Raw genomic sequence first — 17,781 nt, 5'->3', positions numbered from 1 at the left:
GGACTTACCGAGGCTAGATGGCAGCCTCGACGCCCGGATTCAGCCCAAGCGGGGTATCCGGGTTGGCGCCCGGCGCGCCGCTCATGTAGCCCTGCTCGGGGGCGTACTGGCAGTTGTTGTTCATCGGGGTCTGATCACCCGAGCAGTACGGCACGTGATCCTCCGGATCCGCGGCCGCCTGCGGAACACCGATCAATGCGGGCAGCACCAGAAGCGCCACCGCCAGCATTTTGACCACTAGTCCACGGTAACAGCGGGTAATACCGTGAGATGGTGAACGACGTGTGGCCGCCGGGGGCGACGCGAGGACCGCGCGTGGTGCTCACCAACGCGGACAAGGTGCTCTACCCGTCGACCGGCACCACCAAGGCCGACGTGTTCTCTTACTACACGACCATCGCCGACGTGATGCTGCCGCATATCGCAGGGCGGCCCGTCACCCGGAAACGCTGGCCCAACGGCGTCGGCGAACCCGCATTCTTCGAAAAGCAGCTGGCCAGTTCGGCGCCGGGGTGGCTGGAGCGCGCGACGGTGGACCACCGGTCGGGTAGCACCACCTACCCGATCATCGAGACCCCGACGGGATTGGCGTGGATTGCGCAGCAGGCGTCGCTGGAAGTCCATGTGCCGCAGTGGCGGTTCACCGCGAACGGAAAGATCGGCCCGGCAACACGTTTGGTGTTCGACCTCGACCCGGGCGAAGGCGTGACCATGCCGCAGCTGTGCGAGGTGGCTAACGCCGTGCGCGAGCTGATGGACGACATCGGGCTGACGGTCTACCCACTCACCAGCGGCAGCAAGGGGCTGCATCTGTATGCGCCGCTGGCCGATCCGGTCAGTAGCAGCGGGGCGGTGGTGGTGGCCCGCCGGGTGGCTGAACAGCTCGAGAAGAGTATGCCCAAGCTCGTCACCGCGACGATGACCAAGAGCCTTCGGGCCGGAAAGATCTTTCTGGACTGGAGTCAGAACAACGGCTCCAAGACCACGATCGCGCCGTATTCGCTTCGCGGCCGGGATACGCCGACGGTTGCCGCCCCGCGGACGTGGGATGAGATCGGCGATCCTGCGCTGCGGCACCTGGAGTACCACGAGGTGCTGGCGCGGGTCGCCGAGCAGGGCGATCTGCTGGCCGGGCTGGACGACGACGTGCCCAAGCATGATCGGCTGACCACATACCGCAGCATGCGCGATGCGACCAAGACGCCGGAGCCGGTGCCCAAGGCGACGCCTGCGGTCGGGCAGAACAACACGTTCGTCATCCAGGAACACCATGCGCGGCGGCTGCACTACGACTTCCGGCTGGAGCACGACGGCGTGCTGGTGTCGTGGGCGGTGCCGAAGAATCTGCCGGACACCCCGGCCGTCAACCGTCTCGCGGTGCATACCGAGGATCACCCGCTGGAGTACGGGACGTTCGAGGGTGACATTCCGAAAGGGGAGTACGGCGGCGGCAAGGTGATCATCTGGGATTCCGGCACCTATGACGCCGAGAAGTTCCGGGACTCCGGCGCGGAGAAGGGCGGTGAGGTGATCGTCGACCTCCACGGCCAACGAATCTCCGGACGCTACGCCCTGATTCAGACCAAGGGCGACCAGTGGCTGGCGCACCGGATGAAGGAACAGCCGACACCCCGGTTGCAGGACTACTCGCCGATGCTGGCCACGCTGGGGTCGGTGGAGAAGCTGACCGCGGCGGAGTACGCCTTCGAGGGCAAGTTCGACGGGTATCGGTTGCTGGTCGAGATTTCTGACGGACAGCTGCGGGCGCAGTCACGCAGCGGACGAGACCTGACCGCTGACTATCCCCAATTACGCTCGCTGGCGAAGGATCTCGCCGACCACGACGTCATCCTCGACGGGGAGGTGGTGGCACTCGATGCCGACGGGGTGCCGAACTTCGGCGAGATGCAGAACCGGGTGCGCGCCACTCGGATCGAATTCTGGGCGTTCGACATTCTGCGGCTCGACGGGCGCTCACTGCTGAAGGCCAAGTACCGCGACCGCCGGAAGATACTCGAAACCTTCGCCGAGGGAACCGATCTCATCGTGCCACCTTTGCTCGACGGTGACGGTCCGGAGGCACTGGAGTTCTCCCGCTCGAAGAAGTGGGAGGGTGTGGTCGCCAAGAAGTGGGATTCGACGTATCAACCGGGCCGGCGGTCGGCGGCGTGGATCAAGGACAAGAACTGGAACACGCAGGAGGCCGTCATCGGCGGATGGCGCGAGGGCAACGGCGGACGCTCCAGCGGCATCGGTGCGCTGCTGCTGGGCATCCCCGCCGAGGGTGGGTTGCGATTCATCGGCCGGGTGGGCACCGGGTTCTCCGACAAGGAGCTGACTCGGCTCAAGAAGATCCTGGCGCCGCTGCACACCGACGAATCACCCTTCACTGCAGCACTTTCCAGAATGGACGCCAAGGGCGTGACCTATGTTCGGCCCGAACTGGTCGGTGAGGTGCGCTTCGGCGAGTGGACGTCCGACGGTCGGTTGCGTCACCCGAGCTGGCGTGGCCTGCGACCCGACAAGGAACCGGGCGACGTGGAACTCGAGTCGCCGAGTTAGGCCGCGTCGTCATCCGCTCCGTCGGGCGGTCGATCATCGCCCAGCAGCCGCTCGGGATGGTGGTAGTCGTTGACGCCGCCGCGCAGCATAGGTAACCCCGGCGGCGGTATCCACTCGGTGTCTCCGCCTGCCAGTTGCCGAGTGGTCCAGCCGCCGGTCTCGACGAGTTGGTTGTCGGGCGGGCAGGCCAGGGTGAGGTCGTCGATGTCGGTGAGGCCGCCTTTGGCCCAGTCCTTGGCGGCGTGGTGCACCCCGCTGTGATAGCCGGGGGCGTCGCAGCCGGGCCTGGTGCAGCCACGGCACTTGGCGTGCAGGATGATTCGCTGGTCGCCGGTGGCGATCCGTTTGGTGCGGCCGAGCCACAGCGCGCGGCCATCGACGCCGTCGAACAGGGCGAGGTAGTGATAGGCATGGCTGGCCATCCGGATCAGGTCGGGGATCGGCAGCAGCGTTCCTCCTGCGGTTACCGCGTGCCCGGTCTTGGCCTGAAGCTCGTGCACGGTGGCCGTCGCAATCACCGTTACCGGTAAACCGTTGTGCTGCCCGAATTTCGGGTCTCCGAGCTGCCCGCGTACCAGGGCTTTGAGCGCGTCGTGTTGGCGCTGGGCATAACTGCGGGCATCCCGTTCAGCCACCTCCTCGGTCGGAGTCGTCGTAGGACGTTCCTCTGCGGGATTGCACGTTCCGGGCGCGGCGAATTTCGCAAGCCACGCGTCGAGTTCGGATCGCAGCTCCGGGTCGGCGATCAGCCGGCCGACGCTCATGCCGTCCACGCCTTGACCGCCGCACCAGACAAACCCGCGCTTGCGGGCACGGTCCTCATCCGAGAACGTCCCGTCGGGATTGAGGTGCAGAGCCAACCGGTGCGCGACCTTGTCCAACTGATCGGGCCGCAACGCCGTAGCCTTCTGCGCCAGTGTGCGTTCGGCCTTCTCCCGCTCGATCGCCGGCACATGCTCAGGCAGATCGCGGAAGAACTTCTGAATCACCTGCACATGCTCGCCAGCCAACTCGCCGGCATGCCAGGCCTTCGACGTCTCGGGCAGCATGGGTGGCAACGGCTCACCGGTCAACGCTCGCCGCGGCGCCAACTGCTCGGCGTCGCGGATGCGGCGCTTGGCTTCCCGAGGACTGATCCGCAGCACATCGGCCAGCGTGATCGGTACCGGCGGGCAGCCCTCGAACCGCTCCAGCCGGGCGACGAGCGCATGCGACAGCGCTACCTGACGCCGACCCGCGGTCTCCAACCGCTCCAGCACCACAAACCGTTCCGGCGCTTCGAGCATCTCGAGATCGACCGCGGCCAAGGCTTCGACAGCATTGTCGAGAGCCTCTAATACCAGAGCGATCGAACTCATGTTCGAAAGACTACTCCGGCGCACCGACAAGTTTTGGCCGATGCGAAGGTGGCACTGATGGACGTGACGAGCCTGGCCACCCAGGAGCGCGATGAGTTCGCCAATCTGCTCCGCGGCCTTACCAGCGAGCAGTGGGACACCCCCAGCCTGTGCGGGAGCTGGCGGGTCCGGGAGGTTGCCGCGCACGTGATCGCCTACCTCGATCGCGGCCGGGTCGAGTTCGCCAAGGCGTTGACTGAACATCGACTCCAGTTGGACCTGCTCAACAACGCCGATGTGTGCAGTTACGCGGCCGGCTCAAGGGCGCAAATTGCCGATGTCATGCGAGAGCATGCCGCACCACGAGGCGTCGGATCCGGCTTTGGAGGGCGAATCGCGCTGGTGGAGTGCATGATCCATCAGCAAGACATTCGCCTTCCACTTGGCCTGCCTCGTGTCATCCCGACCGAACGCCTCCGCGCTGCGCTTGACTTCACCAAGATCGCGCCGCTGATCCGTGGTGGCTGGTACACCCGCGGAGTTCGGCTGGTTGCGACCGACCTTGACTGGTCCAGCGGACGCGGCCCCGAAGTCCGCGGCCCCGGTGAAGCCCTACTCATGACCATGGCCCGTCGCCGCAGCGCCCTGACGGAACTGGACGGACCCGGTGTCGTCGCCCTGGCCCGACGACTCGAGCCCTAGATCGCCAACGCCGCCGCAGCGACCGCCTCTTCCAAGCCCCGCGTCGCCAACTGGTCCGCCAGCTCGTTGTCGGCGACGCCCGAATGGCCCTTCACCCAGAACCATTCGACTCGGTGCTGCGAACAGGCGAGCTGCAGCCGCTGCCACAGGTCAACGTTCTTCACCGGCTGCTTCGCCGACGTCATCCAGCCGTTGCGCTCCCAGCCGAGCACCCACTTGGTGATGCCGTTCCGGACATACGTGCTGTCGGTGTACAGGTGGACCGTCACCGGCCGGGTCAAGGCCTCCAGCGCCATGATCGGCGCGGTCAGCTCCATGCGGTTGTTGCTCGTCGCGCCGGGCTCGCCGCCGCACATCTCGCGGACGTGTTCGCGCATGCGCAGCACCGCACCCCAGCCGCCGGGGCCCGGGTTGGGCCGGCAGCCGCCGTCGGTGTGGATGACAACCGTCTCGCTGACTTCCGAGCTCATGCGCCGAGAATAGGCGGCGAGATCATCGCCGTGCGCACCGACATGCCCAGATCGCGATGCTTCAGTGTGGTGATCCGGCGCCCCGGCTGCACGGCATCTTTCACCCGCAGCGCGTGATCTCCGAAGAACGCCGCCGTCGCGTCGATGTCCGTGACGACGTACGTGATGCCCCACAACGATGACGGACCGCCCGCGGTCGCACTGGGGGAGCCGACGACCTCGAGGATCACCGGTCCCAGCCGGAAGAAGATCTGCCGCATCGGCTGACCGCCGAGCTCGGCGTCGCGCTCTCGGCGTGGCTGGAGCCCGATGTCAGACAAGGACGAGACGGTTCGGGAAAGGTTGGGAGACAACAGCACGACGTGGTCGATCTCGGTCACGCCGTTGGGATGCGCGGCCGGCTCGGGGGCAGGGATTTCGGTCGCCGACGTCGGGATGCCGTCGATGTGACCGTCCGCCGGCACACCCCGCAATGACCAACCGACGATGCCGGATCCCTGCCCGAGTAGGCGCACCCGGAGGCTGCCGATCCGGCAGACGGCGTCGTCGTCCACGGTGAAACCTGCGCTGCGCCAGGAATCACTGGAATCGGCGACCTGGAGCTCCTCGATCGCGACGGTCATCGGCTCACCCTACGTCGAGGTATCAGGCCAGCATCCCGATGCCTCTGCGGCCGGGCCCCACCGATGGAGCGGGGTCTGCCCCCAGCGTGTGCGCCAGGACGTCGTAGTAGACATCACGGAAGTCGGTCGTGGATTTGAGGTCGCCGTTGTCGAGATCGGTCAAGCTGGGTTCGTCGCCGTAGAAGCCTCCGCGCACCGGTACGCCTGCCACGAAGACCGGGCCCGCGGTGCCGTGATCGGTGCCTTGCGAGGCATTGGCGTGTACTCGTCGCCCGAATTCTGAATACGCCACGCACACCACGCCCTTGCCGCGCTCATCACCGGCCATCTTCTGCAGAAACGGTGTCACTGCAGCGTCGAATGTCTGCAACAGACGCTGCTGGGTGCCCCGCTCGTTGGCATGAGTGTCGAAGCCGCCCAACGATGCCATGTACAACCGGGTGGGTGCACCCGAGGTGATCGCCTCCGATATCACCTCGAGCTGCCCTGCCAGCGAATTAGTCTGTTTCTGGGCCGGCGCGGTCACACCGTGGAAAGCGGTGTCCGCCGTCTGCGCCGCCCGGTATGAGGCACACACCGCCGCCATCGCGGGGGTATCCTTCGCATCCGGTGTGCCAAGTGCGTGCACCAGCGGACCGAATTGTGCAGTCGTGGAGCGTGTTCGGGTGGTGCTCAAGGCGGCCGCGGTGGTCTTGGCCCCGACCGCCATCGGCGGGAGCACTGCTCCGATGTTGACCGCACGCAGCGGGTCGTCACCGGTTGCATCGAGCCAACGGCCCACCCACCCGGTATTGACCGGTTCCGCGGGCGAGGCGGTCTGCCAGATGTCCATGGATCGGAAGTGGCTGTGGTCGGGATTCGGATAGCCGACGCCGCGCACGATCGCCAGATGGCCGTCCCGCCACTGCGCCGACAGTCCAGTGAGCGCGGGATTCAGCCCAAGCTTGCCGTCGATGTCGAGCACTTCGTGTGGAGCGTAGGCCAATTCAGGCCGCGCATCGTGATATGCGTTGTCGCCGTGCGGGATGACGGTGTTGATGCCGTCGTTTCCGCCGTACAGTGTGACGATGACGGCGATCCCGGAGCCGATGGCGAGCGGGCGCTGGTCGGCGGCACGCATCAATTCAGGCCAGCTCAGGGCGGTGGCGCCGGCAAGCACACCTACACCGGCGCCGGCACTGGCGAGCAGAAACTTGCGTCGATTGAGCTCCGGCATCACATCATTCCTTACGATGTCAGATATTCGGGCGTGTTGACCGCGGCGGCGATCAGAGTCGGGGGATGGGCGGTGAGCGGTTTGAGCGCAGTGACTGTCCGATCGCTCCACCGGCCGATGCCGATGAGATAACCGGCGGCGTCGATGCGGTCACCCACAGCGCTGTGCTCCACGGTGGACACGTCGCCGCGGCTGGCCATCGCAATCGCCACGGCAAACCGTATCCCGGCGCTCGCTGTCGACAGCCATACTGCGCCGTGCGGCCAGCCGCCGACATCCGGCGGATAAAACGGTTGTTGGCCCAAGCTTTGGAGCGCCTGCTGCAGTGTCCGGACCTCGCGATCGTCACCGACGGGGACGTGCAGCGATCGGGCGACGCCGATCAGCCATTCCACCGGAGTGTTGACCATGGCGGGTGCGGCGCCGACGAATTCCTCGTCGGTCAGGATCGAGTGGGTCAGCGCCCGTAGATCTCGGCGGGGCCCGTAGGCATCGACGAACCGGGCAAGAGCCGGGGGTGACGGCGCAGTTTCGCCGGCGAGCTGCCCCCACAGCCTTCCCGACACGTAGCCTGGTGACGCGGGTTGAGCCAGGACCGCGTCGCAGAAGCCGACAGCGTCAAAGGCTGCGGTGCGGCCGAGGATCGTCTTGAGACCCGAGTCGTGACGTTTCGGAACGAATGTGGGGGCCGCGCCCGCGTGCAGCGTCCAGCCGGTGAGAGCGCGCGCACCTTGACGCACATCTTCCTCGGTGTAGCCGTTGCCGTGCCCGAGAGTGAACAACTCCATGAATTCGCGAGCGAGGTTCTCGTTCGCGGATTTGGCTGTATTGCTTTGTGCGTCCAGCCAATCCATCATCGCCGGGTCGGTCAGCATTGCGTAGGCCAGGGTCCGGAAGTCGCCGAGCTTGAGTGCGCGGAGTGTCTGATTCTGCGCGAGCATCCATTGCGCGTTGCGTACTTTGATCGCCGAGGTTGCGAAATGGTTGTGCCACAGCAGGGTCAACTTTTCGTGGATGGGATTCTGCACCGCCAGCATGCGTCGTATCCACCACTGCGACAGTTGCTCCTTCTGCTCGCCGAGCGCCTGCCGAAATTGCTTGCGCTGGGCCATCGTCGCACTTTTGCCGACCGGTTCGAGGGTGGCGAAGGTCGGTGCGGGTGTATTTCGCGCCCCGGCGTCCGCTTCCGGATCGGCATCCAACGCGTCCCGGACATAGGTGCTCCAGTCACCTCGGACAAGGGCGTCCACCTGCGGCCCCGTCGTGCCGAACCCGACCCGGCGCAGCAGGCGTGCCGCGGTACTCCACTCATCCGACATAGAAGCCACGTTGGCCGCCCAACCTGAAGGTGGGCTGAAGTTCGCGAGTCGCGACCGAGTGCACAGCTTCCTCCCATGAATCCTTGGTAGACACATGTCATGAGCGGCGGAACCGCTCGCGCGATGGCGGTCGGCACCGCGCGAATCCTGCTCGTGGAAGACGCCGAGACGATTCGTGTTGCCGTGGAATCGGCGCTGATCGCTGCTGGGCATCGGGTTCTGGGCCGACCCGACGGCAGCAGTCTCGAACGCGACCTCGCAAGCTTTCGGCCGGACGTGGTGATACTCGACGTGATGCTGCCCGGTCGCGATGGATTCTTCCTGCTGAATGTCGTGCGCTCGCGTTCCAAGGCCGGCTTGGTCATCATGACCGCTCGTGACGGAGTCGACGACAGATTGCGCGGGTTGACCTCCGGAGCCGACGACTACGTGGTGAAGCCCTTCGTACTTGCAGAGTTGGTCGCCAGAGTGAACGCACTGCTACGCCGCTTGGGGAAGCTCCCCACTGTGATCACAGTGGCCGACCTGGTCATCGATCCGCAGGCCGTCGTGGCGCGCCGCGGTGACACCGACATCGCGCTCACCGCGACCGAGTTTCGGCTGCTGCATTACTTCGCCGAAAATCGCGGAACAGTGCTGAGCAAGACCCAGATCCTCACCGCAATATGGGGATTCGATGCCTACGATCCGAATCTGGTCGAGGTGAACATCAGCGCCGTGCGGCGCAAGCTTGACGCTCACGGTCCTCGACTGCTGTATACCGTCCGCGGGATCGGATACGTCTTGCGGGACGGCCCACCGTGAAAGCGACGGGGTTTCGGTCATCGGTGTCGCTCAGCCGGCGGGTCACGCTGGCGACGCTTCTGGTGTTTGTCGTGGTTCTGGCCGCGGTGGTCGGGATCGTCTATTCGGCGATGTCGGTCGTGGTGGATCGCTCGGTGGGTGCGATCCTCACCGAGCATGCCCAGTTCGCCAAGCAGCTGGCAGCTCATGACACCCCGCCCCAGCAATTGGTGTCGCGGTTGCAGTCCGCATCGGTGCGTACCCGACTGGAGCTCGGCGACGGGCGCGTGTTCGGCGCACTCGACGACCGTCCGTTGCGCGACAGCACCGCCCGTACTCGGACAATCACCCTCACCGCACCGCACTCGGCGGTCAACGGCGCCCGGCTGACCCTGCAGGTGGATGCCCCGTTGATGGCACAGGTGCGATCCCGTGTCATCCAGATCCTGCTCATTGTCGCCATGGTCGCTGTGGTGGTCGTCTTGATCATCGTGCCGCTGACGGCGCGCATAGCCTTGGCGCCACTGGACCGGCTGGTCGGGCTCGCGCGCAGCATCACCGCCGGACGTCGCGGCGAGCGACTCCAACTGGACCGCGGCAGTGAATTAGGGCGCGCCGCAGAGGCTTTCGACGAAATGCTCGACGCTCTGGAAGGGGCCGAAAAACGGGCCACGGACTCCGAGTTGGCGTTACGCCAGTTCATCGGCGACGCGGCACACGAGCTGCGTACGCCGATTGCGGGAATCGCGGCGGCGACCGAAGCCGTGCTGGCGCAGCCCGACGACAACCCCGACCCGCATCGGCACCGGCTGCTGCTCGCCCTGGGCCGCGAGGCGCGCCACGCCGGGCGTCTCGTCGAGGATCTGCTCGACGTAGCCCGCATCGACACCGGTTTGCGGCTGGCGTGCGAGCCCACGGATGTGCGGCAGATCTGCCTCCAGCAAGCCGAGCGAGCGGCGATTTCGCTTCGCGTGCCAGTCCTGGTGGACGGTCCCAGCGCGGTCGCCTGGGCCGACCCGGCGCGAATTGGTCAAGTGATGGCGAACCTGTTCAACAATGCGTGCGCTGTCACGCCACCGGGAAAGGCCGTGCACACGTTGATATCCGGCCTGGGCGACATCATCACTGTCGTTGTGTACGACGAAGGTCCCGGCGTTCCTGCCGTGGATCGGGAGCGGATCTTCGAGCGTCTGGTCCGGTTGGACGGCGGCCGCAACCCGAGCGGTGGCAGCGGACTGGGCCTGACGATCGCGCGCGGCATCGCCCGCGCGCATGGCGGCGACCTCACCTGCAGACGCCCTGACCCTGGCGTGGCCGGTGCGGCGTTCGAGCTGACGTTGCCCGCGTATTCGGCCGCGACATCCGGCGCCGGCTGACGATCCTCTACTGTGCGCCGGCCTGGATGCCGAGGTTGACCTGGTCGATAGCTTGCTGGACCAGGTTGATGGCATCGACGCGGTGGCCGTCCTTGTCGGGGATGGCCTGCTGCAACTGGTTCTGTGCGGACTGTAGATCGTCGCGTGCGTTGAGCATGTGGGTCTGCACCGCGAATGCGGTACCGGCCCCCAGCAGGCTGAACCCTATCGCCGCGGCGGTCGCACCGACGATCATTCGGAGTCGGGAGATGTACATGATCGCAATCCTTTCTTCCCCGAGAATTCGGTATTCCAAGGGGAGTACCGGGGTTCGACGCTAGCGGCTCAGGCGGCGGCGGACGGGGTATCGCGCGCGATCTTCAGGCAATCTTCAACCTGGCCACCGCCCTACCCCTGCAGGATCGGGCGCAGGGTGTCCAGCACGGCCGGGTCTTCGATGGTCGACGGCACCGGCTCGTCTTTGCCGTGCGCGATGCCGCGCATCGTCTTGCGCAGGATCTTGCCGGATCGTGTTTTCGGCAGCGCCGGAACCACATCGACCAACCGGAAGCAGGCCACGGCACCGATCTCCTCCCGGACCGCGGCCACCAACTCCTCGGCCAGACCCTCGGCCGACGCCCCCGACTTCAGCACCACGAAGCCGCGCGGCACCTGACCCTTGATCTCGTCGGCCACGCCGATCACCGCGCATTCGGCCACCGCGGGATGTCCGGCCAGCACCGCTTCAATCGATCCGGTCGACAACCGGTGTCCCGCAACATTTATCACATCGTCGATGCGGCCCATCACGAACAGGTAGCCGTCCTCGTCGAGGTACCCGCCGTCGCCGGTCAGGTAGTAGCCCGGGTGCTCGCACAGATACGACGCCTCGTAGCGCGCGTCGTCACCCCACAGCGTCGGCAGCGTTCCCGGCGGCAGCGGCAGGCTGATGCAGATCGCACCCTCCTCATTCGGCTCGCAGCGGCTGCCGTCCACCCGCAGGATCTGCACGTCGTAGCCCGGCATCGGTACGGTCGGTGAGCCCGCCTTGAGCGGAAGATGCTCCACCCCCATGGGATTGGCGGCGATCGCCCAACCCGTTTCGGTCTGCCACCAGTGATCGACAACGGGCACACCGAGTTTCGCCGATGCCCAGGCGTAGGTGTCCGGGTCCAGCCGTTCACCGGCCTGGAACAGATACTTCAGAGACGACAGGTCGTAGCGATCGGCGTGCAAGGCCTGCGGATCCTCCTTGCGGATCGCGCGGATCGCGGTCGGTGCGGTGAACAAGGCTTTCACCCCGTGCTCGGACACCACCCGCCAGAACGCGCCGGGATCCGGTGTGCCGATGGGCTTTCCCTCATAGAGCACCGTGGTGGAGCCGGCCAGCAGCGGGCCGTACACGATGTAGGAGTGGCCGACCACCCACCCGACGTCGGAGGCCGCCCAGAACACGTCGCCGGGGTCGATGTCGTAGATGTGCCGCATGCTCCAGAGCAGTGCGACGGCGTGACCGCCGTTGTCGCGGACGATCCCCTTGGGCTTGCCCGTCGTGCCGGAGGTGTAGAGCACATACAACGGATCGGTCGCGGCCACCGGCACGGGATCGGCGGGGACAGCGTCCGCCATCGCGGCAGACCAGTCGATGTCACGGCCGTCGACCAGATCGCAGGCGCGCTTGTCCCGCTGCACGATCACGCATGCATCAGGCTTGTGGGACGCAAGCTCCAACGCATGGTCGAGCATCGGCTTGTACTGCACCACCCGGGTCGGCTCGACGCCGCACGACGCCGAGACGACCACGATTGGCTCTGCGTCGTCGATCCGGGTGGCCAACTCGTGCGCGGCGAACCCACCGAATACCACCGAGTGCACCGCACCCAGGCGGGCGCACGCCAGCATCGCGACCACCGCTTCGGGGATCATCGGCATGTACAGCACCACGCGGTCACCCTTACCGACCCCGAGGTTGCGCAGTGCACCCGCGAATCGTGCTGTCTCGTCGAGCAATTCGCGGTAGGTGTAGACCCGCTGACTGCCGGTGACCGGCGAATCGTAGATCAGTGCGGCCTGGTCGCCGCGCTCGGCGATGTGCCGGTCGAGCGCGTTCGCGCACGTGTTCAGCTCGGCGTCGGGGAACCACCGGTAGAACGGCGGGTTGCTGTCATCGAGAATGCGCTGCGGCGCACGAGTCCACGTGACCGCATCCGCGGCCTGCGCCCAGAACTCTCCCGCGTCAGCCACGCTGGCGTCGAACAGTTGGCGATACCCGCCCATCCCGGCTTCCTCCCGTCGTTGGGTGTAAGCACGGTAGCGCGATCATGTGACGCAGACGTCATCTACCACGTCTCCGTCGCCGAACGCACCCGCATCTGCGCCGAGCGGTACGCAGTCAGGCCAGCGCGGCCAGATTCGATACCGATTTGCGCACGTCAGACTCCAGCACGCGCGCCACCAGACGCCCGACCGCCCCGTTGAGGACGCCGCCGGAGATGTCGGCGATCAGGTGGAAGCAGGTGCGCTGATCGATCTCGGCCACGTTCATCGTGATGCAGATCCGGACGGCGGGCCAGCCGGTGCCACGCAGCTCGATCGTGCGCGGCTCGTCGTATTTCGTGACCCGCCAGTGAATGGTGTTGCGAAACCCCTTGACCTTGATCAGTGACGAGACCTCGGTACCCTTACCGATCTGTTCCGGGACCGACCCGCGCCAACCCGCGAAGATAGTCATCCACTCGCCGAAGCGGTTCAGATCAGAGGCCAGCTTCCAGGCCTGCTGCGGTGCCACGTCAGAGGGCACGGATACGTCAACAGTTGCCATGGGCGCTCTGTACCCGCTCCTGCGGCACCGCTAACGTGCAGCACATGTCTGCGGTGGAATTCGACGAGCTCGAAGACGGAATTGCTCAGGTCACGCTGAACCGGCCGACTCTGCTCAACGCGATCGACGGTGCACTGATGGACGGGGTGGACGACGCCCTGGACCGGCTGAGTTCGTGGAAGTACCGGGTTGCCATCCTCACCGGGGCGGGCCGGGGATTCTGCGCGGGCGCCGACCTCAGCGGCACCGGCAAGCCGTGGACCGAGCCGGCCGCTGCCGAATTCAAGACGACCTACGACGCCCAAGTGCGGCTGGCCGACCAACTGACCCGGCTCTACGAACTGCCCATCCCCGTGGTCGCGGCGGTCAACGGGGTGGCCGTCGGTGGGGGACTGGCCTATGCGCTGCACTGCGACATCCGGATCGCGTCGCAGACCGCGCGCTTCGGTTCGGTGTTCATCAAGGCTGGATTTTCGTCGCTGGACATGGGCACCAGTTACCTGTTGCCGAAGATCGTCGGCGCGGGTGCGGCTCGGGAGATGATGCTCACCGGGCGGATCATCGACGCGGACGAGGCCTACCGGATCGGGCTGGCGCACGCGGTGGTCGCCGACGACGCACTGACCGACGCAGCCCTGGCGATGGCCCGCAGCATCGCTGCCAACAACGCGTTCGGCGTCTGGCAGACCAAGACCGGGTTGAATGCGGCCCTGGACGCGCCAAGTCTGCGGCACGCCAAGGAGATCGAGAACCGGACGCAAATCCTGACCGGGTTCACCAACAACCCGCGCGAGGCCGCAATGGCGCACCGCGAGAAGCGAGCCCCGAACTGGGATGCGCTCTAGCCGTTGACCTTCGCGATCACCCGCTCGGCGAACATCTCGAGATTGCGGATCTTGTCGTCCAGCGGCTCGGTGTCGGGTCCCTTGATGTAGGGAAGCCGGAACCCGACCATCACGTCGGTGATTCCCTTGTCCTCCAAGCGTTTCACACCGTCGACCGTGAACGCGTCGAGTGAGATCACGTGGATTTCGAAAGGCCGGTCAGTCGTGCCTTCTTCTTCCCGGTACCGGTTGAGCTTGACCAGCAGGTCGTCGAGATCGTCGGTGCCGCCACCGTGCATCCAGCCGTCATTGCGGGCGGCCCGCCGCAGCGCGGCGTCGGCATGCCCGCCGATCAGGATGGGCAGCGGTTCGGACGGCGCCGGGGTCATCTTGGTCTTGGGAATGTCGTAGAACTCGCCGTGGAATTCGAAGTAGTCACCGCTGGTGAGGCCGCGGATGATCTCGATGCATTCGTCCATCCGCTTGCCCCGCTTGGCGAACGGCACCCCCATCAGTTCGTAGTCCTCCGGCCACGGACTCGTCCCGACCCCGAGTCCGACGCGGTTCCCGATCAGCGCGGCCAGCGAGCCGGCCTGCTTGGCCACCAGGGCCGGCGGGCGGATCGGCAGTTTGAGCACGAAGAAATTGAACTTGAGCCGTTCGGTCACGGCGCCCAGCGCCGCGGTGAGCAGGAACGTCTCGATGAACGGCTTGCCGTCCAGAAACTCCCGGTTGCCGTCCGGGGTGTACGGATAGGTGGAGTCCGACTCGTACGGATAGGCCACGCTGTCCGGAATCGTCATCCCGTCGTAGCCGGCGGCCTCGACGGCCTTCGCGAGCGGGATGTAGAAGGACGGATCGATCATCGCTTCGGCGTAGGTGAATCGCATGCGGCGATAGTAGAACGGGTTCTACCTGTCGTGGTCGGAGATCCTGATGGACGGGAGCTCAACGCCGTCGATTTCGAGCGTGCTCGGAGTACTCTCGATTCCACGAGCTGAGCCCACGCTCCTTCATGGTCATCCACAGAGTGAACCCCGCGAACTGCGGTTACCGTCTTGGTGGCTCAAGCGTTCATGTGAAGTCAGGAAGAACGATCACAGCTCGTATCACGGTGCTCCCGCAGCACAGCACCTGTACCACCGGCGATCCCGATACGGCCGCCGCGTTCATCGCGAGCGCGTGGGGCGCCCACGGCCGCGTCGACGGGCTCGATCCCGATCGTCCGATCCGGATAGCGCGGTTGGAGATCGACCACGTCAGCGTCACCGAGGCAGAGTTTCCGGGAATGCTGAACTTCGAAACCGACCAGTGGCCCTGCTATCTCGTCACCGAGGTGAAGGGGGGCGCCGTGCAGATCGGCTCTGCGGCCCGGGGTGAGCGATGCGCCGCCGGTGACGTGGCGCTCGCGGTGCGTCCAGGTCGATCGTGCTCGGCGAAGACCGAGGACGCCGAGGTGTCCCTGACGGCGCTGCCGCCGGCGGCGCTGCAGCGGATCATCGGCGACCCCGCGATCCATGGGGCACCCGGGGTTCGCTTCACCTCCAACCGGCCTCGATCGGATGCGGCAGCCGCGCAATGGGAAACGACCGTCGACTACGTGACGTCGACTCTGACGAGTGTCCGGTGCCCGGAGGACGCCTCGCTTGTGGTCGGCGGTGCCGTCTCGCTGCTTGCGTCGACGCTGTTGCATGTCTTCCCGAACACCTTCGCCGACGCAACACACGTCGAGTACCCGCAGGTCGGCGCTCCGCTGGTGCGCCAGGCGATTGACTTCATCCAGGTCAACTGCGCACGGGACATCTCGATGGCCGATATCGCCTCCGCCATCAACGTCACCCCCAGAGCCGTGCAATACATGTTCCGGCGGCACCTCGACACCACCCCGATGGCATATCTGCGCCGGGTCCGCCTAGACCACGCGCACCGGGATCTTCTGGCCGCGGACCCATCCCACGACACCGTCTCGGCCATCGCAACCCGCTGGGGCTTCGCCCACACCGGGCGGTTCAGCCAGGTCTACCGTGCCGAGTTCGGAGAGGCGCCCAGCATCACTCTGCACGGCTGACCAGTGTCGGGCGCCGCTGAAATCGCTGTGAGTCAGGCTCTTTGGCTCCAGGTGGCCTGCGCCCCTGAGTCGCCGATCCGGTAGACCTGCACGATCGTCGCGACACCGACCACCACCACGAACACCGCGATGCCGGCTGTGAAGACCGTCGACAGCGACCGGCCACGGGCGGCGCTGACATGCGCGACCGCCAGCAGCACCGCCGCGACCAACAGCGCCAGCGAGAAGAAGATCATCGTGTCGCCCAGCTCGGCGTGTGTGTGCACAATGGGCGACCGGCCGACTTTGTGCTCGAGCCACTCGCCGGCGTCGGTGGTCAACGGGGTCAACACCGTGACGATCAGCGACAGCGTGAGCACCAGCCACACCAGGCGCTGCCGGGCCGCGGGCCACACCGCGCACAGGATGGCCAAGACCGCGGTCAGCGGCGCGAGAACCACGATGAAATGGACGAGTAGGACGTGAGCAGGCAGGCCGTTGAACGTCGACACGGGCGAATACTACTGCGCGGGTGGTACATAATCGGCCGTAATGACTGCGTGGCTGACCCGCAATGTGCGGGTGCTCTCGGCGGTGTCGTTTCTGCAGGACGCCGCGAGTGAACTGCTCTATCCGCTGCTTCCGATCTATCTGACTGCGGTGCTGGGTGCGCCGCCTTCGGTCGTGGGTGCCATCGAGGGGGCCGCGGAGGGTGCCGCCTCGATGACCAAGCTCGCGGTGGGCCCGCTCGGTGACCGGTTCGCCAAACGGCCTTTGATCGCAACGGGATACGGGATGGCCGCGCTCGGCAAGGTGATCATCGCCGTCGCCGGGGCCTGGCCCGGCGTGCTTGCCGGCCGTGTCGTCGACCGGCTCGGTAAAGGGATCCGAGGCGCGCCGCGCGATGCACTCCTGGTCGAAGGAATCGATAAACCATTGCGCGGCAGGGTATTCGGCTTCCACCGCACGATGGACACCCTGGGTGCGGTGGTCGGGCCGCTGCTCGGGCTGGCGGGCTACGAGCTACTCGATCACCACATCGCGCCGCTGCTGTACATCGCGATCGTGCCCGCGGTGCTGTCCGTGCTGTTGGTCGTGCTGGTCCGCGAACCCCGGCGCACCGAGCCCCGAGTCGCACGGCCGCCGATCTTCGCGGGGTTGCGGGAACTGCCGCGCAGGTACTGGCGGGTGACCGCGCTGCTGGTCGGCTTCGGGGTGGTCAACTTCCCCGACGCGTTACTGCTGTTGCGGCTCAACGAGATCGGCTTCGGTGTGGTGCAGGTAATCCTTGCCTATGTCGGCTACAACCTGGTGTACGCGCTGGGCAGCTTCCCGGCGGGCGTGCTGGCCGACCGGCTGCCGCGGTCGGCGGTGTTCGGTTTCGGGCTGGTCTTCTTCGCCGTCGGCTACATCGGGCTCGGGTTGACCACCAATTCCACTGCGGCGTGGCTGCTGATCGCGTCGTACGGGATGTTCACCGCATGCACCGACGGCGTCGGCAAGGCCTGGATCTCCTCGCTCGTCGCCGGGGACCGGCAGGCCAGTGCGCAGGGAGTGTTTCAGGGTGCCACCGGATTCGCGGTGCTGGCCGCGGGGCTGTGGGCCGGGTTTCTGTGGGGCGGCGACGGCCGGCTGCCCCTGCTGATCTCGGGCGCGGTCGGCGCCTGCTTTGCGACTGTGCTGCTGGTGCCGCTGGCAGTGCGGCGCCTTCGTTAGGCTGCC

At 66.2% G+C, this 17,781-nt stretch carries 17 protein-coding genes and 1 pseudogene; 7 read left to right on the top strand and 11 right to left on the bottom strand.

Annotated elements, in window-relative coordinates; all coding sequences use genetic code 11:
* Positions 1–13 precede the first annotated feature (13 nt).
* The gene (locus tag Y900_RS08345; protein WP_036346207.1) at positions 14–229 is read right to left on the bottom strand and encodes a hypothetical protein; all 216 of its coding nucleotides are present in this window, start codon (positions 227–229) and stop codon (positions 14–16) included.
* 44 nt (positions 230–273) lie between these two features.
* Here Y900_RS08345 and Y900_RS08340 point away from each other — a divergent pair, with 44 nt between their 5' ends.
* On the top strand, positions 274–2,562 hold the full coding sequence (locus tag Y900_RS08340) for an ATP-dependent DNA ligase (protein WP_420329746.1): 2,289 nt from the start codon (positions 274–276) through the stop codon (positions 2,560–2,562).
* Here Y900_RS08340 and Y900_RS08335 read toward each other — a convergent pair.
* The gene (locus tag Y900_RS08335) at positions 2,559–3,920 is read right to left on the bottom strand and encodes an HNH endonuclease signature motif containing protein (RefSeq protein ID WP_036341131.1); all 1,362 of its coding nucleotides are present in this window, start codon (positions 3,918–3,920) and stop codon (positions 2,559–2,561) included. The genes Y900_RS08340 and Y900_RS08335 overlap by 4 nt on opposite strands.
* Before the next feature lie 54 nt (positions 3,921–3,974).
* On the opposite strand from Y900_RS08335, the gene Y900_RS08330 reads away from it, so the two are divergent.
* Positions 3,975–4,601: a maleylpyruvate isomerase family mycothiol-dependent enzyme gene (locus Y900_RS08330; RefSeq protein ID WP_420329802.1), complete on the top strand. Its 627-nt coding sequence runs from the start codon at positions 3,975–3,977 to the stop codon at positions 4,599–4,601.
* Here the strand turns inward: Y900_RS08330 and rnhA are convergent.
* Genes rnhA through Y900_RS08310 form a run of 4 tightly spaced genes read right to left on the bottom strand, consistent with a single transcriptional unit; the run spans position 4,598 to position 8,238 of the window.
* On the bottom strand, positions 4,598–5,071 hold the full coding sequence (rnhA, locus tag Y900_RS08325) for a ribonuclease HI (RefSeq protein ID WP_036341127.1): 474 nt from the start codon (positions 5,069–5,071) through the stop codon (positions 4,598–4,600). The genes Y900_RS08330 and rnhA overlap by 4 nt on opposite strands.
* The gene (locus Y900_RS08320; protein WP_036341123.1) at positions 5,068–5,694 is read right to left on the bottom strand and encodes a VOC family protein; all 627 of its coding nucleotides are present in this window, start codon (positions 5,692–5,694) and stop codon (positions 5,068–5,070) included. Before Y900_RS08320 ends, rnhA begins: the two co-directional genes overlap by 4 nt.
* 22 nt (positions 5,695–5,716) lie before the next feature.
* Complete coding sequence (locus tag Y900_RS08315) at positions 5,717–6,910, bottom strand: DUF1501 domain-containing protein (RefSeq protein ID WP_036341120.1); 1,194 nt, start codon at positions 6,908–6,910, stop codon at positions 5,717–5,719.
* Positions 6,911–6,921: 11 nt separating this feature from the next.
* A complete protein-coding gene (locus Y900_RS08310) occupies positions 6,922–8,238 on the bottom strand; it encodes a DUF1800 domain-containing protein (RefSeq protein WP_420329745.1) in 1,317 nt (438 codons plus the stop codon).
* Positions 8,239–8,328: 90 nt separating this feature from the next.
* Here Y900_RS08310 and Y900_RS08305 point away from each other — a divergent pair, with 90 nt between their 5' ends.
* Complete coding sequence (locus Y900_RS08305; protein ID WP_202807775.1) at positions 8,329–9,033, top strand: response regulator transcription factor; 705 nt, start codon at positions 8,329–8,331, stop codon at positions 9,031–9,033.
* A 23-nt stretch (positions 9,034–9,056) separates the two neighbouring features.
* Positions 9,057–10,388, top strand: a complete 1,332-nt coding sequence (locus Y900_RS08300; RefSeq protein WP_051659962.1) for a HAMP domain-containing sensor histidine kinase — start codon at positions 9,057–9,059, stop codon at positions 10,386–10,388.
* Positions 10,389–10,395: 7 nt separating this feature from the next.
* On the opposite strand, the gene Y900_RS08295 is transcribed toward Y900_RS08300, so the two are convergent.
* From Y900_RS08295 to Y900_RS08285, 3 genes and pseudogenes are all read right to left on the bottom strand, one after another.
* Entirely contained in the window at positions 10,396–10,644 is a 249-nt protein-coding gene (locus Y900_RS08295) for a hypothetical protein (protein ID WP_237752529.1), read from the bottom strand.
* A gap of 131 nt (positions 10,645–10,775) precedes the next feature.
* Positions 10,776–12,650: pseudogene (locus Y900_RS08290) on the bottom strand (propionyl-CoA synthetase); the annotation flags it as partial.
* 109 nt (positions 12,651–12,759) lie between these two features.
* Positions 12,760–13,188 carry a type II toxin-antitoxin system Rv0910 family toxin gene (locus Y900_RS08285; RefSeq protein ID WP_036341108.1) on the bottom strand — a complete coding sequence of 143 codons (429 nt, stop codon included), beginning with the start codon at positions 13,186–13,188 and terminating at the stop codon, positions 12,760–12,762.
* Between the two features lie 44 nt (positions 13,189–13,232).
* Here Y900_RS08285 and Y900_RS08280 point away from each other — a divergent pair, with 44 nt between their 5' ends.
* Positions 13,233–14,033 carry an enoyl-CoA hydratase/isomerase family protein gene (locus Y900_RS08280; RefSeq protein ID WP_036341105.1) on the top strand — a complete coding sequence of 267 codons (801 nt, stop codon included), beginning with the start codon at positions 13,233–13,235 and terminating at the stop codon, positions 14,031–14,033.
* Here the strand turns inward: Y900_RS08280 and Y900_RS08275 are convergent.
* A complete protein-coding gene (locus tag Y900_RS08275) occupies positions 14,030–14,902 on the bottom strand; it encodes an LLM class flavin-dependent oxidoreductase (RefSeq protein WP_036341102.1) in 873 nt (290 codons plus the stop codon). The two genes, Y900_RS08280 and Y900_RS08275, sit on opposite strands and share 4 nt — an antisense overlap.
* 224 nt (positions 14,903–15,126) lie before the next feature.
* Between Y900_RS08275 and Y900_RS30215 the strand changes: the two genes are divergently transcribed.
* On the top strand, positions 15,127–16,080 hold the full coding sequence (locus tag Y900_RS30215; RefSeq protein WP_051659961.1) for a helix-turn-helix transcriptional regulator: 954 nt from the start codon (positions 15,127–15,129) through the stop codon (positions 16,078–16,080).
* A 32-nt stretch (positions 16,081–16,112) separates the two neighbouring features.
* Here Y900_RS30215 and Y900_RS08265 read toward each other — a convergent pair whose 3' ends face one another.
* Positions 16,113–16,571, bottom strand: a complete 459-nt coding sequence (locus Y900_RS08265; RefSeq protein ID WP_036341099.1) for a DUF2231 domain-containing protein — start codon at positions 16,569–16,571, stop codon at positions 16,113–16,115.
* Between the two features lie 40 nt (positions 16,572–16,611).
* Here Y900_RS08265 and Y900_RS08260 point away from each other — a divergent pair, with 40 nt between their 5' ends.
* Positions 16,612–17,775, top strand: coding sequence for an MFS transporter (locus tag Y900_RS08260; RefSeq protein WP_036341096.1), 1,164 nt, complete (start codon positions 16,612–16,614; stop codon positions 17,773–17,775).
* The last annotated feature ends 6 nt before the right edge of the window (positions 17,776–17,781 follow it).

Origin of the sequence: Mycolicibacterium aromaticivorans JS19b1 = JCM 16368 (assembly GCF_000559085.1) — a bacterium.
Lineage (GTDB): Bacteria > Actinomycetota > Actinomycetes > Mycobacteriales > Mycobacteriaceae > Mycobacterium > Mycobacterium aromaticivorans.
This window is presented reverse-complemented; position numbering and strand designations above follow the sequence as displayed.